Origin of the sequence: Pantoea sp. 18069 (assembly GCF_902706035.1) — a bacterium.
Lineage (GTDB): Bacteria > Pseudomonadota > Gammaproteobacteria > Burkholderiales > Burkholderiaceae_C > Comamonas.
This window is the reverse complement of sequence record NZ_CACSJA010000009.1, coordinates 54,054-78,554: the sequence shown is the minus strand read 5'-3', so window position 1 is coordinate 78,554 and position 24,501 is coordinate 54,054. Positions and strand designations below refer to the sequence as shown.

At 65.9% G+C, this 24,501-nt stretch carries 25 protein-coding genes; 13 read left to right on the top strand and 12 right to left on the bottom strand.

The window, feature by feature from the left end:
- Position 1 precedes the first annotated feature (1 nt).
- The 8 genes from andAd (at position 2) to GVL12_RS09495 (ending at position 6,825) form a co-directional block, all read left to right on the top strand.
- A complete protein-coding gene (gene andAd / locus GVL12_RS09530) occupies positions 2–487 on the top strand; it encodes an anthranilate 1,2-dioxygenase small subunit AndAd (RefSeq protein ID WP_159913227.1) in 486 nt (161 codons plus the stop codon).
- Positions 488–497: 10 nt separating this feature from the next.
- Positions 498–833 (top strand): anthranilate 1,2-dioxygenase ferredoxin subunit AndAb, encoded by a 336-nt coding sequence (gene andAb / locus GVL12_RS09525; protein WP_159913225.1) that lies wholly within the window; start codon positions 498–500, stop codon positions 831–833.
- A 112-nt stretch (positions 834–945) separates the two neighbouring features.
- Entirely contained in the window at positions 946–2,133 is a 1,188-nt protein-coding gene (locus GVL12_RS09520; RefSeq protein ID WP_159913223.1) for an ABC transporter substrate-binding protein, read from the top strand.
- A 26-nt stretch (positions 2,134–2,159) separates the two neighbouring features.
- Positions 2,160–3,080, top strand: coding sequence for a branched-chain amino acid ABC transporter permease (locus GVL12_RS09515; RefSeq protein ID WP_159913221.1), 921 nt, complete (start codon positions 2,160–2,162; stop codon positions 3,078–3,080).
- Between the two features lie 11 nt (positions 3,081–3,091).
- On the top strand, positions 3,092–4,072 hold the full coding sequence (locus GVL12_RS09510) for a branched-chain amino acid ABC transporter permease (RefSeq protein ID WP_200843629.1): 981 nt from the start codon (positions 3,092–3,094) through the stop codon (positions 4,070–4,072).
- Positions 4,069–4,833 carry an ABC transporter ATP-binding protein gene (locus GVL12_RS09505; protein ID WP_159913216.1) on the top strand — a complete coding sequence of 255 codons (765 nt, stop codon included), beginning with the start codon at positions 4,069–4,071 and terminating at the stop codon, positions 4,831–4,833. Before GVL12_RS09510 ends, GVL12_RS09505 begins: the two co-directional genes overlap by 4 nt.
- Complete coding sequence (locus GVL12_RS09500) at positions 4,830–5,552, top strand: ABC transporter ATP-binding protein (protein WP_159913214.1); 723 nt, start codon at positions 4,830–4,832, stop codon at positions 5,550–5,552. Before GVL12_RS09505 ends, GVL12_RS09500 begins: the two co-directional genes overlap by 4 nt.
- Before the next feature lie 178 nt (positions 5,553–5,730).
- Entirely contained in the window at positions 5,731–6,825 is a 1,095-nt protein-coding gene (locus GVL12_RS09495; RefSeq protein WP_159913212.1) for a porin, read from the top strand.
- Between the two features lie 28 nt (positions 6,826–6,853).
- Here the strand turns inward: GVL12_RS09495 and GVL12_RS09490 are convergent, their stop codons facing one another.
- Entirely contained in the window at positions 6,854–7,741 is an 888-nt protein-coding gene (locus tag GVL12_RS09490; RefSeq protein ID WP_159913210.1) for an alpha/beta hydrolase, read from the bottom strand.
- Positions 7,742–7,932: 191 nt separating this feature from the next.
- On the opposite strand from GVL12_RS09490, the gene GVL12_RS09485 reads away from it, so the two are divergent.
- Positions 7,933–8,955, top strand: coding sequence for an FAD-binding oxidoreductase (locus tag GVL12_RS09485; RefSeq protein ID WP_159913208.1), 1,023 nt, complete (start codon positions 7,933–7,935; stop codon positions 8,953–8,955).
- Between the two features lie 84 nt (positions 8,956–9,039).
- Here GVL12_RS09485 and htpX read toward each other — a convergent pair whose 3' ends face one another.
- The 9 genes from htpX to GVL12_RS09440 all read right to left on the bottom strand — a co-directional run bounded on the left by htpX (position 9,040) and on the right by GVL12_RS09440 (position 17,801).
- Positions 9,040–9,909, bottom strand: coding sequence for a protease HtpX (gene htpX / locus GVL12_RS09480; protein ID WP_159913206.1), 870 nt, complete (start codon positions 9,907–9,909; stop codon positions 9,040–9,042).
- A gap of 5 nt (positions 9,910–9,914) precedes the next feature.
- Positions 9,915–10,811 carry a DUF3025 domain-containing protein gene (locus GVL12_RS09475; RefSeq protein ID WP_159913204.1) on the bottom strand — a complete coding sequence of 299 codons (897 nt, stop codon included), beginning with the start codon at positions 10,809–10,811 and terminating at the stop codon, positions 9,915–9,917.
- Complete coding sequence (locus GVL12_RS09470; protein ID WP_159913202.1) at positions 10,808–11,638, bottom strand: NYN domain-containing protein; 831 nt, start codon at positions 11,636–11,638, stop codon at positions 10,808–10,810. The genes GVL12_RS09475 and GVL12_RS09470 overlap by 4 nt, the downstream gene beginning before the upstream one ends.
- A 419-nt stretch (positions 11,639–12,057) precedes the next feature.
- Entirely contained in the window at positions 12,058–13,098 is a 1,041-nt protein-coding gene (gene pyrC / locus GVL12_RS09465) for a dihydroorotase (RefSeq protein ID WP_159913200.1), read from the bottom strand.
- 183 nt (positions 13,099–13,281) lie between these two features.
- Positions 13,282–14,019: an amino acid ABC transporter ATP-binding protein gene (locus GVL12_RS09460; RefSeq protein ID WP_159913198.1), complete on the bottom strand. Its 738-nt coding sequence runs from the start codon at positions 14,017–14,019 to the stop codon at positions 13,282–13,284.
- A 157-nt stretch (positions 14,020–14,176) separates the two neighbouring features.
- Positions 14,177–14,848, bottom strand: coding sequence for an amino acid ABC transporter permease (locus GVL12_RS09455; RefSeq protein WP_159913196.1), 672 nt, complete (start codon positions 14,846–14,848; stop codon positions 14,177–14,179).
- Between the two features lie 2 nt (positions 14,849–14,850).
- Positions 14,851–15,606: an amino acid ABC transporter permease gene (locus tag GVL12_RS09450; RefSeq protein WP_159913194.1), complete on the bottom strand. Its 756-nt coding sequence runs from the start codon at positions 15,604–15,606 to the stop codon at positions 14,851–14,853.
- Between the two features lie 124 nt (positions 15,607–15,730).
- Complete coding sequence (locus GVL12_RS09445; protein WP_159913192.1) at positions 15,731–16,630, bottom strand: amino acid ABC transporter substrate-binding protein; 900 nt, start codon at positions 16,628–16,630, stop codon at positions 15,731–15,733.
- 229 nt (positions 16,631–16,859) lie between these two features.
- Entirely contained in the window at positions 16,860–17,801 is a 942-nt protein-coding gene (locus tag GVL12_RS09440) for a LysR substrate-binding domain-containing protein (protein WP_159913190.1), read from the bottom strand.
- Positions 17,802–17,990: 189 nt separating this feature from the next.
- Here GVL12_RS09440 and GVL12_RS09435 point away from each other — a divergent pair, with 189 nt between their 5' ends.
- The 3 genes from GVL12_RS09435 (at position 17,991) to GVL12_RS09425 (ending at position 21,064) form a co-directional block, all read left to right on the top strand.
- Positions 17,991–18,545 (top strand): TRAP transporter small permease, encoded by a 555-nt coding sequence (locus GVL12_RS09435; protein ID WP_159913188.1) that lies wholly within the window; start codon positions 17,991–17,993, stop codon positions 18,543–18,545.
- Entirely contained in the window at positions 18,542–19,840 is a 1,299-nt protein-coding gene (locus GVL12_RS09430) for a TRAP transporter large permease (protein WP_159913186.1), read from the top strand. Before GVL12_RS09435 ends, GVL12_RS09430 begins: the two co-directional genes overlap by 4 nt.
- 189 nt (positions 19,841–20,029) lie before the next feature.
- Positions 20,030–21,064, top strand: a complete 1,035-nt coding sequence (locus GVL12_RS09425) for a DctP family TRAP transporter solute-binding subunit (protein WP_159913184.1) — start codon at positions 20,030–20,032, stop codon at positions 21,062–21,064.
- A gap of 45 nt (positions 21,065–21,109) precedes the next feature.
- Here the strand turns inward: GVL12_RS09425 and GVL12_RS09420 are convergent, their stop codons facing one another.
- Positions 21,110–22,051, bottom strand: a complete 942-nt coding sequence (locus GVL12_RS09420) for a 2-hydroxyacid dehydrogenase (protein WP_159913182.1) — start codon at positions 22,049–22,051, stop codon at positions 21,110–21,112.
- Between the two features lie 63 nt (positions 22,052–22,114).
- Complete coding sequence (locus GVL12_RS09415) at positions 22,115–23,950, bottom strand: ABC transporter ATP-binding protein/permease (RefSeq protein WP_159913180.1); 1,836 nt, start codon at positions 23,948–23,950, stop codon at positions 22,115–22,117.
- Between the two features lie 38 nt (positions 23,951–23,988).
- Here GVL12_RS09415 and GVL12_RS09410 point away from each other — a divergent pair, with 38 nt between their 5' ends.
- Positions 23,989–24,450 (top strand): acyl-CoA thioesterase, encoded by a 462-nt coding sequence (locus GVL12_RS09410; RefSeq protein ID WP_159913178.1) that lies wholly within the window; start codon positions 23,989–23,991, stop codon positions 24,448–24,450.
- The last annotated feature ends 51 nt before the right edge of the window (positions 24,451–24,501 follow it).

The window sequence follows — 24,501 nt, the reverse complement described above, 5'->3', positions numbered from 1 at the left end:
CATGAGCAACACTTTCCTGACCGATGGCACCTGGCTCGCGCTGCTGGAACTGCAGCAGCGCTACATCAGCGCCCTGGACAACGATCGCCTCGAGGAGTGGCCGGACTTCTTCACGGCCGACTGCCGCTACGAAATCATTCCCAAGGAAAACGTCGATGCCGGCCTGCCGGCACCGGTCATCTACTGCCGCAACCAGAAGATGCTGCGCGACCGCGTGCTGTCGCTGCGCCACGCCAACATCTTCGAAGGCCATACCTACCGCCACATGACCTCGGGCCTGGTGATCACCGGCCAGCAGGACGGCGTGGTGTTCGCGCAGTCGAGCTATGTGGTGGTCATCACCGGCCTGAGCGGCGAATCCTCGGTCTACCAGGCCGGCTGCTACCACGACGAAGTCGTGCTGCAGGACGGTGTCTGGCGCTATCGCGCCAAGCGCGTGATCTATGACACGTCGCGCGTGCAGACCCTGCTCGCGACACCGATCTGAGGAGCAGACCATGACACAAGTGATGCAAGACCTGAACTGGTGCGATGTCGGCGAACCCGAGGACTTCCCGGACGGCGCAGTCTGGCCGGTCGTGGCCCAGGGCCTGCCGGTGGCGGTGTTCCGCCAGGGCGAAGACCTGTTCGGTCTCTACGACCTGTGCACGCATGGCGCCGCCAAGCTGTCCGACGGCTGGGTCGAGGACGGCTGCGTCGAGTGCCCGCTGCACCAGGGCACGTTCGACATCCAGACGGGCGCCCCCTGCAAGGCCCCGGTCACCGAAGCGGTGCGCACGTTTCCCGTGCGCGTGGTGGCCGGGCGTGTCGAAGTCGGCGTGGCCGCGCACTGAGGCCGCCAGATCGCCGGACCTCCGGACCGGCATGCCATGTGCTCATGCAAAAGCAAGCACATTGCGCAGGCGCAGCCGCGCTGCATCCATTTCTCTCATCCTAGGGGTTTCCATGTTCGCTTCCTCCTCCCGTTCCCTGGTCGCTGCCGTCGTTCTGGGCAGCCTCGCCACGCTGACCCAGGCGCAGACTACGCCCATCAAGGTCGGCGTGGCCCTGGACATTTCGGGGCCGTTCGCGGCCCCGGGTGCCGATGTGCGCGACGGCATCAACCTCGCGGTCAAGCTGCTCGATGGCAAGCTCGGCGGCGTGCCCGCCCAGTTCATTCAGGCGGACATGGCCGGCAACCCAGAGCAGGCGCGCCAGCTCGTGGACCGCATGGTGCAGCGCGACAAGATCGACCTGTTCACCGGCCCTGTCGCCTCGAACGTGGCGCTGGCCGTGGGCCCAGCGCTGTTCGCCGCCAAGGTGCCCTACCTTTCGCCCAACGCCGGCCCCAGCCAGTTCGCGGGCGCGCAATGCAACCCCTACTTCTTCGGCACCAGCTACCAGAACGACGCCATGCACGAAGCCGCGGGCCAGTATGCTGCCAGCAAGGGCTACCGCAAAGTCGTGGCCCTGGCCCCGAACTACCCCGCAGGCAAGGATGCCATCCATGGCTTCAAGCGCCTGTACAAGCAGCCCGTGGCCGACGAGATCTACACCAAGGTGGGTCAGCTGGATTTCGCCGCCGAACTCGCGCAACTGCGCGCGCTCAAGCCCGATGCCATCTATATCTTCCAGCCGGGCGGCATGGGCATCAACTTCATCAAGCAGTTCATGGCCGCAGGCCTGAGCAAGGACATCGCGCTGATTTCCTCGCCCTTCACGGCCGACGAGGACATCATTGCGGCCGTGGGCGCGCCCATGCTCGGATTGTTCAACCCCTCCTCGTATGCGCACGATCTGGACAACCCGGCCAACAAGCGCTTCGTCACCGAGTACCGCAAGGCCTATGACGGCCGCTATCCCTCGCTGTATGCGGCCTTTGCCTACGACGTGGTGATGAACATGGACGCGGCCGTGAAGACGCTGGGCGGCAAGCTCGGCGACCGCGCGGCCGTGGTCAAGGCGATCAAGACCGCGTCCTTCGACTCGGTGCGCGGCCCCGTCAAGTACGGCAGCAACCAGTTCCTGGTGCAGGACTACTACCTGCGCCAAGTCGGCAAGGACGCGAGCGGCCGCATCACCAATCTGCTGCAGCCCGGCAAGCTGCTGACCGCGCACCAGGATTCGTTCGTCGCGCAATGCGCGATGAAATGAGCCCCCGCCACTGAAAGGGAGCACCGATGGATGCGACTTTTTTCCTGGAGCAAGTCTTCAACGGGCTGGGCTACGGCTTCATGCTGTTCCTGTTGGCCGCGGGGCTGACCCTGGTGTTCGGCATCATGGACACGCTGAACCTGGCCCATGGCTCGCTGTTCATGGCCGGCGGCTATGTCTCGGCCACGGTGCATGCGCAGTCGGGCTCCTTCGTCGGCGCCGTGCTGATCGCCGTGGCCGCGACTTTCGTGCTGGCCATCGTGCTCGAGGCCTGCCTGGTGCGCCGGCTCTACCAGCGTGACCACCTGTCCCAGGTGCTGGCCACGTTCGGCGTGGTACTGATCGCCGACGACGTGGTCAAGTTCCTCTGGGGGCCTTCGCCCATCATGGCGCCCACGCCCGCAGCCCTGTCCGGCCCCGTGAACCTGCTGGGCTTCGTGCCCTATCCGTCCTACCGCCTGCTGATCCTGGGCGCAGGGCTGCTGATCGCGGCCGGGCTGTACTGGCTCGTCAACCACACGCGGCTGGGCATGCTGGTGCGCGCCGGCGCCTCCAACCGCGCCATGGCCGAGTTCATGGGCGTGCAGGTGTCCAAGATCTTCACGCTGGTGTTCGGCCTGGGTGCGGCGCTGGCGGCGATCGCCGGTGCGCTCATGGCGCCGATCAGCGCCGTGGCCGTGGGCATGGGCGAAGCGATCCTGATTCCGGCGCTGGTGGTCATCGTCATCGGCGGCATAGGCTCGGTGCGCGGGGCGTTCGTGGCCAGCATGCTGGTCGGGATGGTCGACACCGCGGGCCGCGCCTTCCTGCCCCCGCTGCTGCGCGAAACCCTGTCGCCCACGCTGGCCGCCGACATCGGCCCCGCCGTCTCCAGCATCGCCATGTACATGCTGATGGCCGGCGTGCTGGTCTTCAAGCCTTCCGGCCTTTTCCCTGCACGCGTATGAGTGAGAACCTGATGCATCCTCCCCCTTCCGCTCTTTCTTCCACCCCGGCGTGGCTGCCCGTAGCCGCAGCGGCCGCCCTGGTGCTCACGCTGGCCGCGTTTCCGCTGCTGGCCCCGCAATGGGACCTGGGCTATTACGTGGGCTTTCTGGGGCGGCTGATGATCGTCTCGCTGGCCGCGCTGAGCCTGAATTTCCTGATCGGCCGCGTAGGCCTGGTTGCGCTCGGCCACGCGGGTTTTGTCGGCGTGGGCGCCTATGTGGTGGCCATGGCCGCCGATGCGGGCTGGACGCTCGCGCTGCCCATCTGGGGGCTGGCCATGCTCGCCGGCGTGCTGATGGCCACCGTCATCGGCGCGGTCGCGCTGCGCACCCGGGGCGTGTACTTCATCATGATCACGCTGGCGTTCGCGCAGATGCTGTACTACCTGGCCGTGTCCCTGCGCCAATACGGCGGCGACGACGGCTATACGCTGTATGCGCCGCTGCTGCTGATGGCGAACGATGCGGGCGGCCTGGCCGCGAGCGGGGCGGCGCTGTACTGGGTCGCGCTCGCGGCGCTGGTGCTGGTGTTCGTGCTGCTCGCACGCCTGGAGGTGTCGCATTTCGGCCGTGCGCTCGAAGGCATACGCGACAACGAAACGCGCATGCAGGCCCTGGGCTACCCCAGCTACCTGCTCAAGCTCTGCGCGTTTGCCGTGGCCGGGGGTGTGGCCAGCCTGTCGGGCGCGCTGATGGCCACGCAGAACGCGTTTGTGAGCCCCTCGCTGATGCACTGGAGCCAGTCGGCACTGCTCATCGTGATGGTCGTCATCGGCGGCGTGGGGCGGCGCTTTGGCGCGCCGCTGGGCGTCGCAATCTGGTTGATCTCCGAGGAAATCTTGCGCCAGTACACCGACTATCGGCATGCCCCGCTGGGGCTGCTGCTGATTGCCGTGGTGTTTCTGGCGCCCAAAGGTGTGGCGGCACTGCTGTCCAGAAAGGCCAAGGCATGAGCCTGCTTGTTGCCAACCAATTGGTCAAACGCTTCGGTGCCTTGCTGGCCACCGACCATGTGAGCTTTGCCGTCGACCGCGGCGAAGTGCATGCGCTGATCGGGCCTAACGGCGCGGGCAAGTCCACGCTGGTCAACCTGATCTCCGGTCTGCTGAGCGCAGACGCAGGCACGCTGGTGCTCGACGGTGTGGAGCTGACCGGCCTGCCGCCGCACCGGCGCGTGGCCTGCGGGCTGTCGCGCTGCTTCCAGGTGACCAGCATCTTCCCGCAGCAAAGCGTGGGCGAGAACCTGCTGCTGGCAGTGCAGGCGCATGCGGGCTCGAGCTTTCGCATGCTGCGCAGCCGCGACCGCGATGCCGCGCTGCACGCACAGGCGCGCGACCTGGCGCGGCGCGTGCATCTCGAAAGCGAATGGCTGCGCACGGCCGGCACCTTGCCGCATGGCGCGCAGCGCAAGCTCGATGTGGCATTGGCGATCGCCGCGCGCCCCAAGCTGCTGCTGCTCGACGAACCCATGGCTGGCATGGGGCCGGTCGAGTCGGCGGAGATGGTGCGGCTGATCCGCAGCCTGCGCCAGGATATGGCCATCCTGCTGATAGAACACGACATGGACGCCGTGTTCCAGTTGGCTGACCGCATCTCGGTGCTGGTCTACGGCAAGGTGCTGACCTGTGGCACGGCCCAGGAAATCAAGGCCAACCCCCAGGTCCAGGAAGTCTATCTGGGCAGCGAAGCAGACGCCATGGAGGCCGCGGCATGAGCAACACCAATCCCCCCCTGCTCGAATGCAGCGGACTGCAGGCCGGCTACGGCGCGAGCCAGGTGCTGTTCGGCATCGATTTCCAGATCCGGCCGCAGGAGGTCGTGACGCTGCTCGGGCGCAATGGCATGGGCAAGAGCACCACCATCAAGACCCTGATAGGCGCGCTGCCGCTGCGCCAGGGCGAGATTCGGTTCGACGGCCAGTCGACGCACGGCATGCGCCCGGATGCAATCGCGCGCCTGGGCATCGCCATCGTGCCCGAAGGGCGCCAGTGCTTTCCCAATCTGACCGTGCAGGAGCACCTGCTGGCTTTTGCCGCCAACCGCAACGGCCAGAAGGACGAATGGGACCTGGAGCGCATCTACCAGGTATTTCCGCGGCTCAAGGAACGCGCGGGCAACATGGGCAACCAGTTGTCGGGCGGCGAGCAGCAGATGCTGGCCATAGGCCGTGCGCTGTCCACCAACCCGCGCCTGCTGATACTGGACGAGGCCACGGAAGGCCTGGCACCCGTGATCCGCGAGGAGATCTGGCGCTGCCTGGCAACGCTCAAGGCCGCGGGCCAGACCATTCTGGTGGTGGACAAATACGTGCACCGGCTGGTCGGCCTGGCCGACCGCCATGTGATCCTGGAGCGCGGCCATGCGGTCTGGCAGGGCAACTCCGATGAGCTCAATGCCAACCGCCAGCTCTGGCATGACTACCTCGGCGTCTGAGGCCGCCTGCGCGGCGCAGCCGGACCTCGGCCGCTGACGGGCGGTCCCCTCACCCAACTTCCCCCACAGGGCATCCGCGCCCTGTGCGCAGGCGCGCGCCTGAAAGGAGCCCCGCCCCCTCGCACCTGCCCCCTGTTCGACACCGAAACAACCCTCAATGCATTCTGGAGAGAAACCTATGTTCAAGCAAATCGCCGGGGCCGCCGCCCTTTGTGGACTCAGCGCCGCAGCCATCGCGCAATCCTCGGTCACGGTCTATGGCTCCATCGACACCGCCGTGGAATACCTCACGCATGTCGGCGCCACGCGCGCCAACGTCAGCCGCATGGGAGCGCTCACGGGCGCAGGTGCATCGCGCCTGGGCTTTCGCGGCCGTGAAGACCTGGGCCATGGCCTCAAGGCCGACTTCGTGTTGGAAATGGGCTTCAGCCCCGATAGCGGCACCCTGGGCCAGGGCGGCCGCGGCTTCGGGCGCCAGGCATTTGTCGGGCTCAGCGGCCCCTGGGGCTCGGCCAGCCTGGGGCGCCAATACAACATGATTTTCTGGAGCAATCTGGACGCCGACATCATGGGCCCCAACCTGCACGGCAACTCGAGCCTGGACAGCTACTTTCCCAATGCGCGCGCCGACAACGCCCTGGCCTACAAAGGCACGTTTGCCGGCCTGACGCTGGGCGCGACCTACAGCTTCGGGCGCGACAGCGTGAATGCCGGCCCCAGCATTGCCGGAGCCAACTGCGCGGGCGAAAACGCTGCCGACAGCCAGGCCTGCCGCGCCTGGTCGTTGATGGCCAAGTACGACACGCCCACCTGGGGTGCGGCGCTGGCGCATGACAACCAGGCCGGCGGCACGGGGGCCTTTGCGGGACTGGTGCGCGCCGACCAACATGACCGGCGCAGCCTGGCCAATGCCTACCTGAAGCTGGACCACCTCAAGCTCGGCGCGGGCTATATGCAGCGCAAGAACGACGGCAGCGCCAGCATGCCACAAAGCGGCCTGTGGTGGCTGGGCGCGAGCTACCCGGTCGGCGCCTGGCGCTTCGATGCCCAGTACTCGCAGCTCAAGTTCAAGAACGCCGACAACAAGGCCCAGTTGCTCGCGGTCAAGAGCACCTATGCGCTGTCAAAGCGCACCGCCGTCTATGCGTCGCTAGGCCATGTAAAGAACAGCGGTCTGTCGGCCGTCAGCGTGAGTTCGGCCCAGGGCGGCGGCGCGCCGCTGGCTGGAGTCAACCAGACGGGCCTGGCCCTGGGACTGAGCCACGCGTTCTGAGCCGCTGCGGCCCCGGGCTTACTGGGGCCTAGCCCGCGTCCAGCCCCAGCAGCTCCAACGCCGTGCGGTGCACGGCCGAGCCCGCCTGGCCTAGCTCCAGCGGCAGGTCGAAATGGTTGGTTCCCGGCGCTTGCACCCACTGCCCGGGCAGACAGCGCGCTTTCCAGGCCGCAAGGTATTCGGTCGACTGGCGCTTGAATTCCAGGCTCTCGAACTCGCCGCAGGCCACGCGCAACGCGCAATGCGCATGGCTCAGGTGGCTGGGCAGCTGAAAGCGCGGACTGTTGCGCTGGGCCGCGGCATCGTCCAGGCCCATCCAGCCATTGATCTCGGTGTGCAGCAAAGGCTGAAGATCGAACAGACCGCTCAAAGGAAAAGCCGCCGCGGCCACGGCCGTGTCGCGCAGTCCATAGGCCGCTTGCCAGCCACCCGCGACCAGCATGCCCGTCAGATGGCCGCCGGCCGAGCTGCCGCTCACGCAGATGCGCTCGGGGTCGCCTCCCCAGCGCGCGATATGCGCGAAGGTCCAGGCCAGCGCGCGGCGCATCTGATCGACGATATGGTCCAGCGAGGCCGCGGGTGCGAGGTCGTAGTCGGGCACGACCACAGTCGCACCCGCCGCATTCAGCGCCGGAGCCATGAACGCCGATTCATTCTTGCTCAGCGCGCGCCAGTAGCCGCCATGGATGAAGAACAGCACCGGTGCGCCGGGCTGCGCCGCGGGGTAGATGTCCAGCAGGTCGGACGCACCCGGGCCATAGGCCTGGTCACGCACGGCACCGGGCAGCGCGTGCGCGGCCTGGCTTTCCCCGGCGTAGCGGGCAATCAGTGCGGGGACGTCCTGCACGCTGGCGCGCGCGTTGTACTGGCGATCGTAATAGGCCTGGGCGGCGGCGAAGCTATAGGGTGCGGACATGGGCTTGGGACACGAAAAAAGGGATAGGCCATCTTAAACAGCCGCCTGCAAACCGGCTATCCGGCACCGGCAAGCGCGCCCCTGCGAGAAACGGACAAGCCGCGGCGCCCGCCTTGCGCTGCGCGGCTATCCCCCGCAGCGGCCGCTTTCTAGACTGGCGGCATCAACGCACAGCCCTGACCCGCGACACCATGTCCTCCATCCCGACACCTCCGCCCGCCTTTCGCATCCAGCTCCAGCCTTCGGGGCGCAGCTTTGCCTGTGCCCCCGGGCAGACCGTGCTGGACGCGGCGTTGGCGGCCGGCATTGTGCTACCCCACCAGTGCAAGACCGGCTCCTGCCTGTCCTGTCAGGCCCAGGTGCTGAACGGCCAGACCGATTGCGAGCAGCCCGACACCGACGCGGCCTTGCCCGGCACCCAGGCCCTGCTTTGCTGCACCCGGCCGCTCAGCGACCTGTCCCTGCAGTGCCGCGAGCTCGACGGCCAGTGGCCCGTGGCGCGCGCCAACGTGCGCGTGCTTGCCATGGACCGCCTGGCCGCCGATGTGATGCGCCTGCAACTGGGTCTGCCGCCAGGCCAGCACCTGGGCTTTGGCGCAGGCCAGTATCTCGACATCCACCTGGGCCGGGGCCTCAAGCGCAGCTATTCGCTGGCCGCCGCGCCGCGCGATGACGGCACGCTGGAGCTGCATGTGCGCCTGCGCCCCGGCGGCGTGTTCACTGGCCAGATCCTCGAAAAGCTCAAGCCCCGCGATGTACTGCGCATCGAAGGCCCCTTTGGCATGGCCGCGGTAGCAACGGACGGCGGCGCCACACCCGCCCCGCTGCTGTTGCTGGCCACAGGCACGGGCATGGCACCGGTCAAGGCCTTGCTGGAATCGGCCATGGTCCAGGCGCAGCCGCGCAGCATGGTGTTGTATTGGGGCGGACGCAGCCTGGACGACCTCTATCTGCATGCGCAATGCCTGCAGTGGCAACAGGAGCATGCGTGGTTCCGCTACATACCGGTGCTGTCGCGCGCCCCACTCGCATGGGAGGGACGGCGCGGCCATGTGCAGGAAATGGCCGTGCAGGACTGGCCGCAACTGCAAGGCTGCGAAGTGTTTGCCTGCGGCTCGCCGGAGATGGTGACTGCGGCCCGCGCGCGCCTGCTGCTGCAGGGTCTGCCGGCCATGGCCTTCCATGCGGATGCATTCACCAGCGCCACGGTCTAGGCATCAACGCTCGCGCGCAGAAAAAAGCCCGCGTCGTTCAACGCGGGCTTGTGCTCATTCAGCCGGGGCTAGCCGCCCCCTGCATCAGGACTTTTGCAGCGCGGCAATGCGCTCTTCCATCGGCGGATGGGTGGAGAACAGCTTGCCGATATTGCCGGTGATGCCCATCGCGGCCACGCTCTTGGGCAGTTCGCCCGGGTGCATGCCGCCCAGGCGGGCCAGGGCGTTGATCATGGGCTGCTTGCGGCCCATGAGCTGGGCGGCGCCGGCGTCGGCGCGGAATTCGCGCTGGCGGCTGAACCAGGCGACGATCATTGCCGCGACAAAGCCCAGCAGGATGTCCATCACGATGGTGGTCACGTAGTAGCCAATGCCCGGCCCCGAGCTTTCGGTGTCGTTCTTGCGCAGAAAGCTGTCGACCGCATAGCCGACCACGCGCGACAGGAACACCACGAAAGTGTTCATCACGCCCTGGATCAGCGTCATGGTGACCATGTCGCCGTTGGCGATGTGCGCGACTTCGTGGCCGATCACGGCCTCGACTTCCTCGCGCGTCATGCCCGACAGCAGGCCCGTGGACACCGCCACCAGCGCCGAATTCTTGAACGCGCCGGTCGCGAACGCGTTGGGCTCGCCTTCGTAGATGCCCACCTCGGGCATGCCTATGCCGGCCTTGTCGGCAAAGCCGCGCACGGTGTTGACGATCCAGGCTTCATCGGCGTTGCGCGGCTCGTTGATCACGTGCACGCGCGATGCCCACTTGGCCATGGGCTTGCTGATCAGCAGCGAAATGATCGCGCCGCCGAAGCCCATGATGAAGGCAAAGCCCAGCAGTGCGGTGAGGTTCAGTCCATTGGACGTGAGAAAGCGGTTGACGCCCAGCAGGCTGGCGACGATGCCCAACACCGCCACGACGGCAATATTGGTCAATAGAAAAAGGGCAATTCGTTTCATCGGGATTAATTCTCCACAAGGAGGGAAAGCGGCGCATTCGCCACACCACCCCATCTGGGGGCATGGGACGCAGGGTTCAAGTCACGCAGCGCGCCGTCTTTCTGTTGTATGGGCTTGTGAGGCCGGGCGCTGCGAAACACAAAAGGATCATCATAAAAGCAAACCTGCTCATTGCCCTGCCACCAGCCGGGCACGCCCAGCACCGGCAAAGGACTAAACGGCTTTTGCGCCAGCCATTGCGCGCTGCACTGGCGCGCCAGCACCGCATCGACATCGGGCGTGGCGATCCCGGGCGCGAGGCACAGCACATGGGCGGTGATCGACTTGCGCGGCTGCACCAGCTTTTCAAGCAGCGCATGCCCCAGCGGCAGCAGCCGGGCGTGTTGCCACAGTTCGCGCCCATGCACGCCCAGTTGCAGCCAGTCGCGCGCGCGCAAGGCGGCCTGCAGCGCCGCCGGCGCGAGCAGCAGCGCGCCGTTCTCGTCGAGCAGCGTGGCGGCGTCGCGCACCGGCCCGCGCACGGCGCCGACCCCGGCCTGGGCGATCTGCTGGGCCTGCACCACATTGAGCTGGCGCTTGAGCTGCGGGTAATGCAGCCAGACCATGGCGTTGAAGAAATCGTGCAGATTGCAGCGCGTGGGCACGGCGTGCTCGCGGTGAATGAAGGCTTCATAGGCCATTCCCGGCGGCAGCTGCGCCTGCGGCACGAAGCGCCAGCCCGCGAGCTGCGCGAGCCGGCCTTGGGCCTGCAGCGCGGCCAGGCCGGCATTCACCGCGTCGGGCACGGTCGCGCCGTCTGCGATGCGCAGCCAGATGGGCTCGGCGACGGTGCGCAGGCTTTGCAGCCAGGGCGCGGACCAGTCAACCAGGGACCAGTCGGTATCGGCGGCCGCAGGATTCACAGCGCTCGCACCTGTCGCTTGTCGCGCACCGCGACGCGCGACGTGCCTTCGTCGCGCATCTCGAATGCCTGGGTCGCGGCCAGCAGCTTGGTCAGCGAGGCATAGCCGTAGTTGCGCGCATCGAACGAGGCCTTGTTGCCGATCTGCGTTCCCACGGCGCCGACACGCGCCCAGCCCTGCTCGTCCTGCGTGGCGTTGACGGCGTCGCGCAGCAGGCCCAGCAACTGGCTGTCCTGGCGCAACTGCTGCGTGGGCACGCGCAGGCTGGCCGCACGCGCGACCGGCGCGCCCTCGCGCTCCGCAGGCACGATCAGGGGAGGAGCCTCGGGCACCGCCGCCGCCGCGGCCTCGGCGGGCTCTTCGGCCGGCCCGTTTTCGACCGGGCCCTGGCCCAGGGCTTCGAGATAGAGAAAGCGCGAACAGGCGTTGACGAACGGCAGCGGCGTCTGCTGCGCGCCAAAGCCATAGACCGCCGCGCCCTTGGCGCGCAGGTGCATGACCAGCGGCGTGAAATCGGCATCCGACGACACGATGCCGAACGCGTCGGGCCGCTCGGTGTAGAGCAGCTCCATCGCATCGACGGTCATCGCCATGTCGGTCGCGTTCTTGCGCCTGGAATAGTCGAACTGCTGCATGGGCCGCAGCGCAAACTCGAGCAGCCGCGCCTGCCAGCCCTGCAGGCCGGCCTTGGTCCAGTTGCCATAGGCGCGGCGGATGTTGATCACGCCCAGCGTCGACAGCTCGGTCAGGATTTCATCGAGCTTTTCGGCCGGCGCGTTGTCGGCATCGATCAGCAGCGCAATGCGTAGGGGGGACTCGGCGAGCATGGGCACTCCTTGGTGGGCATACACAGGATGCAGCCTACACCATCACTCGCGGCGTGCCCTATTTGGCAATTTCTCTCCAGTGGATGCGGCTGCTGCGACTTTGTTTTCCGAGGCCGGGTCTCGGCCCGGCAGCCGACTTCATTTTCTTGTACGCACAAGAAAACGAAGCAAAAGAAGGCGCCCCTGCTGTCTGCGACCCTGCGCTGCGAGTGCCGGCGCAGAAGAGGGAGGTGTCCATACCATCTCGCTACGCGGCTACGCCGCTGCGCTCGAACAACTGCGGTGAGTCAGTTGACGAAGCGGGTGTGTCCTTCGGCACACCGACCAGCCCGGCCCCTGCGCGCGCCAGGCGCAGCCAGAAGGGGGAACACCTTGGTAGCTTTGTGACGAAACGGGAGTCCGTCAGTTGGTTTAAGTACTTAAACCATCTTCCACGGCAGCGCCTCGCCCGAACGCAGCGGCTTGAGCTGGGCTTCGCCGAACGCAAAGCTTTCGGGCGGGGTCCAGGATTCGCGGCGCAGCGTGATGGTGCCGGTGTTGCGCGGCAAGTCGTAGAAGTCGGGGCCGTTGAAGCTGGCGAAGGCTTCGAGCTTGTCGAGCGCCCCTGCGTTGTCGAAGGCCTCGGCATACATCTCGATCGCCGCGTGCGCGCTGTAGCAGCCCGCGCAGCCGGTCGCATGTTCCTTGAGGTGGGCCGCATGCGGCGCGCTGTCGGTGCCCAGGAAGAACCTGGCGTTGCCGCTGGTTGCCGCCTCGACCAGCGCCAGGCGGTGGGTCTCGCGCTTGAGCACGGGCAGGCAGTAGTAGTGGGGGCGGATGCCGCCGGTGAAGATCGCGTTGCGGTTGAACAGCAGGTGCTGGGGCGTGATGGTCGCGCCCACGAAACGGTCGGCCTCGGTCACGTACTGCGCGGCTTCGCGCGTCGTGATGTGCTCGAAGACGATCTTCAGTTCGGGGAAATCGCGGCGCAGCGGAATCAGCTGCTGGTCGATGAACGCCGCTTCGCGGTCGAACAGGTCGACCTCGCTGCCCGTGACTTCACCGTGCACCAGCAGCAGCAGGCCTGCGCGCTGCATGGCCTCGAGCGTCGCATAGGTCTTGCGCATGTCGGTCACGCCGGCATCGCTGTTGGTCGTCGCACCGGCCGGGTAGAGCTTGAGCGCGACCACGCCCGCGGCCTTGGCGCGCACGATCTCCTCGGCCGGGATGTTGTCGGTCAGGTACAGCGTCATCAGCGGCTCGAAGGACTGGCCTTCGGGCACGGCCGCGAGAATGCGCTCACGGTAGGCCAGGGCCTGCTCGGCCGTCGTGACCGGCGGCTTGAGGTTGGGCATGATGATCGCCCGGCCGAACTGGGCGGCGGTGTGCGGCACGACGGTGCGCAGCGCTTCGCCGTCGCGCACATGCAGGTGCCAGTCGTCGGGACGGGTGATGGTGAGGGTGTCGAGTGGGGCGGTCATGGGCCGCTATTGTCCACGCCCACCCCCCGGTCCACAACATCCAACCGCGGGCTGCGGGTTATTCATCGCAGTTCGCAGCGCTCGAAACCGGCGCGGCCCAGGCCAGCGACACCGAGCAAGGGCCGCCCCGCAGCGACGGTGTCGTCCCCCCTTGGGGGGAAGGCGCGAAGCGCCTCAGGGGGGCTAGTGTTGCAGGATCTTGTTCAGGAATTCCTTGGTCCGCGGCTGGCGGGCTTCCGGATGCGTGAAGAAATCCTCGCTCGAGCAGTCCTCGAGAATCTTGCCGCCCACGTCCATGAAGATCACGCGGCTGGCGACCTTGCGCGCAAAGCCCATTTCGTGCGTCACGCACATCATGGTCATGCCTTCGTTCGCCAGGCCGACCATCACGTCGAGCACTTCGCCGACCATTTCGGGGTCCAGCGCCGACGTCGGTTCGTCGAACAGCATCACGATGGGGTCCATCGACAGCGCGCGCGCAATCGCCACGCGCTGCTGCTGGCCGCCCGAGAGCTGGCCCGGGAACTTGTCCTTGTGCGCCGTCAGGCCCACGCGGTCAAGCATCTTCAGGCCGCGCTGGCGCGCTTCGTCGGCGCTGCGGCCCAGGACCTTGATCTGGGCGATGGTCAGGTTTTCCGTGACCGACAGGTGGGGAAACAGCTCGAAGTGCTGGAACACCATGCCGACGCGGCTGCGCAGCTTGGGCAGGTTGGTCTTGGCGTCGTGCACGGCCGTGCCATCGACAAAGATCTCGCCCTTCTGGAAAGGCTCGAGCGCGTTGATGGTCTTGATCAGCGTCGACTTGCCCGAACCCGAAGGCCCGCAGACCACCACCACCTCGCCCTTGTTGATATTGGTCGAGCAGTCGGTCAGCACCTGAAAGCTGCCATACCACTTGGAGACGTTCTTCATTTCAATCATTGGGTGCTCTCCGTATCCGTATTCAGTTATCCATCCCGGCCTAGCTACTGGCGCTCTCCAGCCCAGGGGCACCGAGCAAGGGCCGCCCCGCAGCGATGGTGCCGTCCCCCTTGGGGGAAGGCGGGGCGGCCCATGCCGCGCAGCGCCTCAGGGGGGGTTATCTAATAATCGCGATTTTCTTGTGCAACTGCTTGACCAGCCAGGACAGCGCATAGCACAGCACAAAATAGGCGACGGCCGCAGCCAGGTAGGCTTCGATCGGCCGGCCATAGTTCTTGCCCGCGACTTCAAAGCCCTTGAGCATGTCGTAGGCGCCAATCGCATAGACCAGCGACGTATCCTGGAACAGGATGATGGTCTGCGTCAGCAGCACCGGCAGCATGTTGCGAAACGCCTGCGGCAGCACCACCAGACGCATGTTCTGGCCATAGGTCATGCCCAGCGCCTGGCCCGCATTCACCTGGCCACGCGCGATCGACTGGATGCCGGCGCGCATGATCTCGCTGAAATAGGCGGCCTCGAAGGCAATGAAGGTGATGATGGCCGACAGCTCCGCGCCGATCGGGCGGCCAATGATGGCCGGCATCAGCAGGAAGAACCAGAGGATCACCATCACCAGCGGAATGGAGCGCATGCCGTTGACGTAGATCGTCGCCGGCACCACCAGCCACTTCTTGCCCGACAGTCGCATCAGCGCCAGCACCGTGCCGAACAGCACGCCGCCCACAGTGGCGATGGCCGTCAGCATCAGGCTGAAATACAGACCCTTGAGCACGAAGTTGCTCACCAGGTCCCAGTTGTAGAAACCGAAGTCGATTTGCAGGTCCATGATCAATGCCCTCCTGCATTCGAAGCGGCAACCATGCCGGGCACCTGGGCGCGCTTTTCAATCCAGGCCATGATCCGGTTGATCGCAAACGCCGAGACGACATACAGGCCGGTCACGGCCAGATAGACTTCGACTCCGCGGCCAGTCTCTTCCTGGGCCTGCATGGCAAACATGGTCAACTCCGTCACCGACACGGCAAAGGCCACCGACGAGTTCTTGAAGATGTTCATCGTCTCACTGGTCAGCGGCGGAATGATGATGCGCAGCGCCATCGGCAGCAGCACGTAGCGGTAGGTCTGCCAGGTCGTGAAACCGACGGCCATGCCCGCATAGCGCTGGCCACGGGGCAGCGACTGCAGTCCCGAGCGCACCTGCTCGGCGATACGCGACGAGGTAAAGATACCCAGGGCCAGCACCACCAGCACAAAGCCCGGCACGGACTTCATCGCCGGCACGAAGGCGGGCACCACGTGGTACCAGAGAAAAATCTGCACCAGCAGTGGAATATTGCGAAACAGTTCCACCCAGGCGTTGCCAAAGCGCACCAGCCACGGGCTGTTGGGCAGCGTGCGAATCACGCCTATCACGCCACCGACCACCAACGCGATCAACAGCGCCAGCAGCGACACCGACACCGTCCACCCCCAGGCGGACAGCATCCAGTCCATGTAGGTGATGTCGCCGCCCTTGCCGAAGCACCCCTGCACCGCAACGCGGTCCAGCGTGTCCTCGCAGAACACCTGCCAATCCCAAGCCATAGGATTTCCTTTATTGCCTCAAGCCTCTGGCGGAAAAGACGCGCAACGCGTCTTTTGCACCACACAAAAAACCCCCTCCGAGACCAGCCAGAAGGGGGTTTTCATCCCAAACACCAATCAGAGTTTACTTGTTGAAAGCTTCCTTGGGCTGGTTGTTGGGGTTCTTCCAGGCGTTCTTGGTAGCGTCGGACAGGGGCAGGCCGACCTTCTGGTTTGCCGGCGGGATGGGCTGCATGAACCACTTGTCATAGAGCTTTTCCAGGCTGCCATCGGCGACCTGGCGCTGGATGCTGGTGTCGACGGCCTTCACGAAAGCCGGGTCGTTCTTGCGCAGCATGCAGGCGATAGGCTCGACCGACAGCACTTCGCCGACGATCTTGAAATCGTTGGGGTTCTTGGACTTGGAGATGTTGCCGGCGAGGATGGAGCCGTCCATCACGAACGCGTCGGCACGGCCCGTTTCGAGCAGCAGGAAGCTGTCGGCGTGGTCCTTGCCCATGACTTCCTTGAAGTCGATGCCTTGGGCGCGCTCGTTCTTGCGCAGGATCTGCACCGAAGTGGTGCCCGTGGTCGTGGCCACCGACTTGCCGTTCAGGTCCCTGATGCCGGTGATGCCCGAATTGGCCTTCACGGCAATGCGCACTTCTTCCATGTACGTGGTCATGGCGAAGTCGACGTCCTTCTGGCGGTTGGTGTCATTGGTCGTCGAGCCGCATTCCAGATCGACGGTGCCGTTGGTCACCAGCGGAATGCGGTTTTGCGAAGTCACGGGCTGGTACTTGATGTCCAGCTTGGCCAGGCCCAGCTGCTTTTGCAGATCGCTTACGACGCGCTCGGCCATTTCGGTATGAAAGCCGACATATTTGCCGTCGCCCAGCGTATAGGCCAGTGCGCCGGAGGATTCGCGCACGCCCAGCGTGATCGCACCCGAGGATTTGATCTTCGCCAAGGTGTCATTGGTTTGAGCCATGACCGTGCCCGCGAGCATGCCCATGACGGCAACTGCCAACAAATGTTTCTTCATACCTTCTCCTCTGATGACTTCGGATTAAAAAAGCAACGCGGAACGCGCGTGGACTTGTTTCAATAATTCACTGTAGAGGCATTTTGCTACCGTCAAATCAAACCAATAGCGATAACCACATGGAACTATGTCAAACAAGGCATAAACGCTTTCCATCCAGGGTAAACACCTAGCAAAAAACGGGCCCACACGCCATGCTAACGGCCATGTGCGCAGGCCACGACCCGGCTTACCCTAGTTCCAGCGTATTGCCATGCTCGAGCAAAAATGCCCAGAGGTTCTGCGCCACCCCTTTGGGTGCATCCTTGGCCGTGGGCTTTTCGCGGTAGGCGCGCACGTCCATGGGCATGCGGAACGACTCCACGCCCAGCGGTTCGGCGCTGACCAGCCGTCCGGCCTGCAGTTCGTTGCGCACCGCGCTGTAAGGCAGGAACGCCACGCCATGGCCTTCGAGCGCCATGGCCTTGAGGCCTTCGGCCATGTCGGTTTCGTAGACCCGCTCCAGATGGATGGCTTCGCCGGCCTGCTTGAGGATCAGCTCGGTCACCTGGCCCAGATAGGCGCCCGAGGCATAGCCCAGGTAAGGCAAGGGCTGGGACTGGGTTCCGGGCAGCTGGTGCAGCGGTCGGCCCTGGGCATCGGGCTTGACATAGGGCGCGAGGATCTCACGCCCCAGGCTGACCATTTCGTAGCGATCGGGGTCGAGCTGGAAAGGCTGCGAAGGGTGGTGGTAGGCGATCAGCAGATCGCAGCCGCCTTCGACCAGCCGCATCACCGCGTCATGCACGTTGAGCGCGAACAGCCGGCTGCGAAACGGCCCGAACAGTCCATGCAGGTTCGACACCCAGGCCGGAAAAAACGTGAAGGCCAGCGTGTGCGGCACCGCAAAACCTATCATGCCCTTGCCCGCACTGACGTGCGCGCGCAACATGCTGCGCGTGCTTTGCAGCGACTGCAGCATCTCGAGCGCCTGCTCGTACATGGTCTTGCCCGCGGGTGTGAGCCGCGTCGGGTAGGAGCTGCGATCGACCAGGTCGGTCCCGGCCCAGGCTTCCAGCGCCTGGATGCGGCGGGAAAACGCGGGCTGGGTCACGTGCCGCAATTGCGCGGAGCGGCTGAAACTGCGGGTTTCAGCCAGACTCACAAAATCTTCTAGCCATTTGGTTTCCATCCCGCCATTATCCGCGCGTCAGGGGGTCATGCCTCGGGCCAACCCGCATGGTCAGCGCCGGAGGTGGGCCAGATAATGGTTTGCCCACCCCACCCGGCGGGCGCGCGTCAGGCCCCCTGGTACACGACACCCTCGGGCAAGGCGAACGTCTTTTCCCGTTGTCACGCGTTTTCCCGACTGCCTGCGCTCATGCCCTCTGACCAATTGCCTCCCGACCACAACGCGTCGGCCCCTCCCCGCTCCCTGCGCATCGAAGACTGGCTCACCGTGATCATCATGGCCGCGCTGGCACTGATCACCTTTGCCAACGTGCTGGTGCGCTACCTCACCAACTCCTCCTTCGCCTGGACCGAGGAAATCTCTATCTTCCTGATGATCGTGCTGGCCCTGGTCGCCGGCTCGGCGGCCGTGGCCCGCGACCAGCACATCCGCATCGAATACTTTGCCCACAGCGGCTCGGCGCTGCGCCGCCGGCGCCTGGCGCGCCTGGGTTCGCTGCTGATCGCGCTGCTGTTCGCGCTGATCGCCGTGCTGAGCCTGCGCGTGGTCTGGGACGATTTCCGCTACGAGGAAACCTCGCCCGGCATTGGCGTGCCGCAATGGTGGTACTCGGCCTGGCTGCCGCTGTGCTCGACGGTGATCGTGCTGCGCGCGCTGCAGCTGTTTGCGCGCCAGGGCCTGCCCGGCGCGTTCACCGAGGACGACGGCCAGACTTCTGAATCCAGCACGGGACCGCAAGCATGATCGCCACGCTGCTGTTCGTGGCCTTTGTGCTGCTGATGTCCGCGGGCGTGCCTATCGGCGCCGCGCTGGGCCTGGCGGGCGCGGCCTGCATTGCGCTGGCCAACGCCGACGCCCAGTGGTTCGGCCTGCTGGCCGTGCCGCAGAACTTCTATGCGGGCCTGGGCAAGTACCCGCTGCTGGCGATTCCGATGTTCGTGCTGGTCGGCGCGATCTTCGACCGCTCGGGCGTGGCGCTGCGGCTCGTGAACTTCGCCATCGCCATCGTCGGCCGCGGCCCGGGCATGCTGCCGCTGGTGGCGATTGTCGTGGCCATGTTCCTGGGCGGCATTTCGGGCTCGGGCCCGGCCAATGCCGCGGCCGTGGGCGGCGTGATGATCCTCGCCATGAGCCGCGCCGGTTATCCCGGCTCGTTCTCGGCCAGCGTGGTCGGCGCCGCCGCCGCCACCGACATCCTGATTCCGCCGTCGGTCGCGTTCATCATCTATTCGGTGCTGGTGCCCGGCGCTTCGGTGCCGGCGCTGTTCGCGGCCGGCATGATTCCCGGCGTGCTGGCCGGCATCGCGCTGATCGTTCCGGCCGTGTGGCTGTCGCGCCGCCACAAGATGGGCATGCTCGAAGCCACGCTGCCGCGCCCGGCCTTCTGGAAAAGCCTGCGCGAAGCCGCCTGGGGACTGGCCGCGCCGGTGCTGATCCTGGGCGGCATGCGCGCGGGCTGGTTCACCCCCACCGAAGCCGCCGTGGTCGCAGTGTTCTACGGATTGTTCGTGGGCATGGTGGTGTACCGCACCATCTCGGTGCGCGACCTGTTCCCCATCCTGCGCGAAGCCGGCGAACTCTCGGCCGTGATCCTGCTCGTGGTCTCGCTGGCCGGCATTTTCGCGTTCTCGCTGTCGACGCTGGGCGTGATCGATCCGGTCGCCGATGCCATCGTCAACTCGGGCCTGGGCGAATACGGCGTGCTCGCGCTGCTGATCCTGCTCCTGATCACCGTGGGCATGTTCCTCGACGGCATCTCGGTGTTCCTGATCTTCGTGCCGCTGCTGCTGCCCATCATGATGCACTACCAGTGGGACCCGGTCTGGTTCGGCGTGATCCTGACGCTCAAGGTCGCGCTGGGCCAGTTCACGCCGCCGCTGGCCGTGAACCTGATGGTCTCGTGCCGCATCGCCGGCGTGCGCATGGAGTCGACCGTGCGCTGGGTCGGCCCCATGCTGCTCGCGATGTTTGTCGTGATGCTGCTGGTGATCGCCTTCCCGCAGCTTGCGCTGTGGCTGCCGCACAAGCTTGGTTACTGAAATGGAAACACCCCTGAGCGGCTCACGCCGCTTCCCCCTCTCATCCTGCGGTGGAGGGGGGCGGCCGGCTAGGCACGGCAGCCTCGGTGCGGGGGGGCCCTTCCTCACTGCCCCCTTGCTGGAGCACGCCAGTTGCAGAGGCCATATCCTGAATAAGCAACAGAATCAAACCACCCTAGGAGACACAACATGAAACTGCGCAGCTTTCTGACCACCGCGGTTGCCGCGGCCGCGGCCCTGGCCTTCACCGCTCCGGCGGCGCTGGCACAGAACTACAAGAGCGAGTACCGCATGTCGCTGGTGCTGGGCCCGCCATCGCCCTGGGGCCAGGCCGGTGAAATCTGGTCCAAGCTCGTCAAGGAGCGCACCCAGGGGCGCATCAACATCAAGCTCTATCCCGGCGTTTCGCTGATCCAGGGCGACCAGACGCGCGAATTCAGCGCGCTGCGCCAGGGCGTGATCGACATGGCCGTGGGCTCGACCATCAACTGGTCGCCCCAGGTCAGGTCGCTGAACCTGTTCTCGCTGCCGTTCCTGATGCCCGACTACGCGGCCGTCGACGCGCTGACGCAAGGCGAAGTCGGCCAGGAAATCTTCAGGAACCTCGAGAAGGCCGGCGTGGTGCCGCTGGCCTGGGGCGAGAACGGCTACCGCGAGATCAGCAACTCCAAGCGCGCGATCCGCAAGCCCGACGACCTCAAGGGCCTGAAGATCCGCGTCGTCGGCTCGCCGATTTTCTCCGACATGTTCAGCGCACTGGGCGCGAACCCCACGCAGATGAGCTGGGCCGACGCCCAGCCCGCGCTGGCGAGCGGCGCCGTCGACGGCCAGGAAAATCCGCTGTTCATGTTCACCGTGCTGAAGATGCACACCGTGGGCCAGAAATACGTGACCACCTGGGGCTACATGGCCGACCCGCTGGTGTTCGTGGTCAACAAGGACATCTGGGCTTCGTGGACGCCGGCCGACCAGGCCATCGTGCGCCAGGCCGCGCTCGACGCGGGCAAGCAGGAAATCGCGATCGCGCGCAAGGGCCTGATCGAAGCCGACAAGCCCGTGCTCAAGGAAATCTCCGGCATGGGCGTGACCGTGACCCAGCTGACCCCCGCCGAGCGCGAGGCTTTCGTCAAGACCACGCGCCCGGTCTATGACAAGTGGAAAGGCCAGATCGGCAACGACCTGGTGACCAAGGCTGAAAAGGCGATTGCTGCACGCAAGCAGTAAGAGCGCTCTGAGCGACTGCGGGCGGCGCGTGTCGCCGCCCTCGTCTCAAACCGGCGACACCAGCGGCCTTCCCTCCAGATGGCAACGCAGATTGGCCACAAAACGGTCCACCGACGCCTGCACGGCTTCGGGCGACCAGCCGCCCACATGGGGCGTGAGCACCACGGCGTCTAGATCGAGCAGTTCGGCCGGCGGCAGCGGCTCGCTTTCGTAGACATCGAGGCCTGCACCGGCAATGCGGCCCGCACGGATCGCGGCGGCCAGCGCGGCCGTGTCGACTACGCTGCCGCGCGCGATGTTGACCAGATGGCCGTTCGGGCCGAGCGCGTCGAGCACCTGGGCATTCACCAGGTGGCGCGTCTCGGCCCCCCCGGGAATGGCCACCAGCAGCACATCGGCCCAGGTCGCCAGCGCCAGCAGATCGTCGAAGTAGCGGTAGGCCACGCCTTCGCGCGCGCGGCGGTTGTGGTAGCCGACTTCCATCTCGAAGCCCAGCGCGCGCTGGGCGATGCGCGCGCCTATCGTGCCCAGGCCGACAATGCCCAGGCGTTTGTGCGAGACATGGGGCGGAATAGGCAAGGCCGTGCGCCAGACACCGGCGCGCGTGAGGCCGTCCAGGCGCACGATGCCGCGCATCGACGCCAGCATCAGCCCCATCGCATGGTCGGCAACGCACTCGTCGTTGGTGCCTGCGCCATTGCCGACGGCAATGCCCTGCGCGTGGGCATGCGCGACGTCGATGTTTTCATAGCCCACGCCCAGCGCGCAGACCAGCGTCAATGCGGGCATGGCCTGCATATGGGCCGCGCTCAAGCCTGACGAGCCCAGCGTCAGCACCGCCTGCACGCGCTCGCCGACCGCGGCGATGGTCGCATGCCACTTCGTCACATCCGGCTGGTTGACCAGCTCCAGCATGGGAAACGCCCGGGCCAGCTGGTCCAGGTGCGCGGGGGAAAGATGGTTCAGTGCAAGCAGTACAGGTTTCATGGCGCAAGGCTCAGCAAAAAAATCGATTCTCCATCCTCGCGCCTATGCCTGCTGCGATCCGGGTCAGGCCAGCGCCACGCCCTCGGCGACCGACTGGCTTTGCTGCAGCGCCCACATCTGCGCATAGCGCCCGCCCAGCGCCAGCAACTGGCCATGCGTGCCGCGCTCGAGAATCTCGCCGGCGTCGAGCACCAGGATTTCGTGCGCATCGACCACCGTCGACAGGCGGTGGGCGATCAGCAGCGTGGTCTTGTTGCGCGCCGCGCTCTGCAGCTCGGCCTGGATCGCGCGCTCGTTGGCCGAGTCCAGCGCCGAGGTGGCTTCGTCGAAGATCAGGATGGGCGGATTCTTGAGCAAGGTGCGCGCAATCGCCACGCGCTGCTTTTCGCCGCCCGACAGCTTGAGCCCGCGCTCGCCCACGCGCGTCGCGTAGCCCTGGGGCGTGCCGGCGATGAAGTCATGGATGCGCGCGGCGCGCGCCGCGGCCACCACTTCGTCGTGGCGCGCGCCGGGGCGGCCGTAGGCGATGTTGTATTCGACGCTGTCGTTGAACAGCACCGTGTCCTGGGGCACGATGCCTATGGCCTGGCGCACGCTGGACTGCGTCAGGCCACGGATGTCCCGGCCCGCAATCGTGACCCGGCCCTGCTGCACGTCATAGAAACGGAACAGCAGCCGCGCCAGCGTCGACTTGCCCGAGCCCGAAGGACCGACCACGGCCACGGTCTTGCCCGCGGGAATCTCGAAGCTCACGCCGCGCAGGATGGGCCGCGCGGGGTCATAGGCGAAATGCACGTCTTCGAGACGCACCGCGGGGCAGCCAGCGGTCTGCAGCGGCTGCGCATCGGGCGCGTCGGCGACTTCGCGTTCGCGGTCCATGAGCACGAACATCCGGTCCAGATCGACCAGGCTCTGCTTGATCTCGCGGTAGATCACGCCGAGGAAATTCAACGGAATGTACAGCTGGATCATGAACGCATTGACCATGACCAGGTCGCCCAGCGTCAGCCGGCCGTCGACCACGCCCTGCGTGGCGCGCCACAGGATGGCCACCAGCGCGGTGGCGATGATGATCTGCTGGCCGGCGTTGAGCAGGCTCAGCGTGGTCTGGCTCTTGAGCCGCACGCGGCGCAGCTGTTCAAGGTTCTCGTCGTAGCGGCGCGCTTCGAACGCTTCGTTGTTGAAATACTTGACAGTTTCGTAGTTCAGCAGCGAGTCCACGGCCTTGGTGTGGGCCGCCGACTCCTGGGCATTGGCCTCGCGGCGAAAGCGCGTGCGCCAGCCGGTGACCTGCACCGTGAACACCACATACAGCACGAGCGCGGCCAGCGTGATCACCGCGAACCAGACGTCGAAGCGCAGCGCCAGGATGCTCAGCACCAGCACCATCTCGATCAGCGTCGGCAGGATGCTGTAGAGCGAATACGAGATCAGCGACTCGGTGCTGCGCACGCCGCGCTCGATGTCGCGCGTCATGCCGCCGGTCTGGCGTTCGAGGTGAAAGCGCAGGCTCAGCGCATGCAGATGCTCGAAGGTCGTCAGCGCGATGCTGCGCGCCGCGCCCTGCGTGGCCTTGGCGAACACCAGGTCGCGCAGTTCGGTGAACAGCGCCGTCGAAAAACGCAGCGCGCCATAGGCCAGCAGCATGGCTGCGGGCACGACCAGCACCGCGGCTGCGTCGCCGGGCTTGAGCGTGAGCGCGTCGACCAGCTCCTTGAGCAGTACGGGCACGCCCACATTCGCCACCTTGGCCGCGACCATGAACAGCAGGGCCGCGAGCACCCGCCACTTGTATTCCCACAGATAAGGCAGCAGCCGCTTGAGCGTAGCCCAGTCGGCGCCGGAAGCCGGGGAAGCTGATACGGGTAAATCCTGGGGAGATTCGGCAGAACGGCGCATCGGGGACAATTCCTGTTGTTATATTCCCGATTGTGCCAATGCCTCCGCGTCCAGACCTTCCTCCCCACCCATTGCCCGCAGACAAGGATCTCGTGCTCAAGGTGATTCCCATGCCCGCCGATGTCAACGCCAATGGCGACATCTTCGGCGGCTGGGTCATGGCGCAGGTCGATCTCGCAGGCTCGGTGCTGCCGTCGCGCCTCGGGCCGCGTATGGTCACGGTGGCGGTCAATGAATTCATTTTCAAGCAACCGGTGCGCGTGGGCGACATCCTGTCGTTCTATTCGAGCGTGCAGCGCGTGGGCCGCACGTCGGTCACGGTGGACGTCGAAGTCTATGCCGAGCGTTTTCACGACCAGGGCCGCTTTGTCAAGGTGACCGAAGCCTTGCTGACCTATGTCGCCATCGACAGTGAAGGCAAGCCCCAGGCCCTGCCGGAGAACGCCCAGATTGCGGCCTGGCGCCAGGCGATCGCGCGCAACACTGCACCAAAGGCCTGAGGCCTTCAGGCAGCGCCCGATGCAGGGTTGCGGCGCATAGTTCCTGCGGCA

Coding starts and splice junctions, on each gene's coding strand:
- andAd (WP_159913227.1), top strand. CDS start 2: ATGAGCAACACTTTCCTGACCGATGGCACCTGGCTCGCGCTGCTGGAA.
- andAb (WP_159913225.1), top strand. CDS start 498: ATGACACAAGTGATGCAAGACCTGAACTGGTGCGATGTCGGCGAACCC.
- GVL12_RS09520 (WP_159913223.1), top strand. CDS start 946: ATGTTCGCTTCCTCCTCCCGTTCCCTGGTCGCTGCCGTCGTTCTGGGC.
- GVL12_RS09515 (WP_159913221.1), top strand. CDS start 2,160: ATGGATGCGACTTTTTTCCTGGAGCAAGTCTTCAACGGGCTGGGCTAC.
- GVL12_RS09510 (WP_200843629.1), top strand. CDS start 3,092: ATGCATCCTCCCCCTTCCGCTCTTTCTTCCACCCCGGCGTGGCTGCCC.
- GVL12_RS09505 (WP_159913216.1), top strand. CDS start 4,069: ATGAGCCTGCTTGTTGCCAACCAATTGGTCAAACGCTTCGGTGCCTTG.
- GVL12_RS09500 (WP_159913214.1), top strand. CDS start 4,830: ATGAGCAACACCAATCCCCCCCTGCTCGAATGCAGCGGACTGCAGGCC.
- GVL12_RS09495 (WP_159913212.1), top strand. CDS start 5,731: ATGTTCAAGCAAATCGCCGGGGCCGCCGCCCTTTGTGGACTCAGCGCC.
- GVL12_RS09490 (WP_159913210.1), bottom strand. CDS start 7,741: ATGTCCGCACCCTATAGCTTCGCCGCCGCCCAGGCCTATTACGATCGC.
- GVL12_RS09485 (WP_159913208.1), top strand. CDS start 7,933: ATGTCCTCCATCCCGACACCTCCGCCCGCCTTTCGCATCCAGCTCCAG.
- htpX (WP_159913206.1), bottom strand. CDS start 9,909: ATGAAACGAATTGCCCTTTTTCTATTGACCAATATTGCCGTCGTGGCG.
- GVL12_RS09470 (WP_159913202.1), bottom strand. CDS start 11,638: ATGCTCGCCGAGTCCCCCCTACGCATTGCGCTGCTGATCGATGCCGAC.
- pyrC (WP_159913200.1), bottom strand. CDS start 13,098: ATGACCGCCCCACTCGACACCCTCACCATCACCCGTCCCGACGACTGG.
- GVL12_RS09460 (WP_159913198.1), bottom strand. CDS start 14,019: ATGATTGAAATGAAGAACGTCTCCAAGTGGTATGGCAGCTTTCAGGTG.
- GVL12_RS09455 (WP_159913196.1), bottom strand. CDS start 14,848: ATGGACCTGCAAATCGACTTCGGTTTCTACAACTGGGACCTGGTGAGC.
- GVL12_RS09450 (WP_159913194.1), bottom strand. CDS start 15,606: ATGGCTTGGGATTGGCAGGTGTTCTGCGAGGACACGCTGGACCGCGTT.
- GVL12_RS09445 (WP_159913192.1), bottom strand. CDS start 16,630: ATGAAGAAACATTTGTTGGCAGTTGCCGTCATGGGCATGCTCGCGGGC.
- GVL12_RS09440 (WP_159913190.1), bottom strand. CDS start 17,801: ATGGAAACCAAATGGCTAGAAGATTTTGTGAGTCTGGCTGAAACCCGC.
- GVL12_RS09435 (WP_159913188.1), top strand. CDS start 17,991: ATGCCCTCTGACCAATTGCCTCCCGACCACAACGCGTCGGCCCCTCCC.
- GVL12_RS09430 (WP_159913186.1), top strand. CDS start 18,542: ATGATCGCCACGCTGCTGTTCGTGGCCTTTGTGCTGCTGATGTCCGCG.
- GVL12_RS09425 (WP_159913184.1), top strand. CDS start 20,030: ATGAAACTGCGCAGCTTTCTGACCACCGCGGTTGCCGCGGCCGCGGCC.
- GVL12_RS09420 (WP_159913182.1), bottom strand. CDS start 22,051: ATGAAACCTGTACTGCTTGCACTGAACCATCTTTCCCCCGCGCACCTG.
- GVL12_RS09415 (WP_159913180.1), bottom strand. CDS start 23,950: ATGCGCCGTTCTGCCGAATCTCCCCAGGATTTACCCGTATCAGCTTCC.
- GVL12_RS09410 (WP_159913178.1), top strand. CDS start 23,989: ATGCCTCCGCGTCCAGACCTTCCTCCCCACCCATTGCCCGCAGACAAG.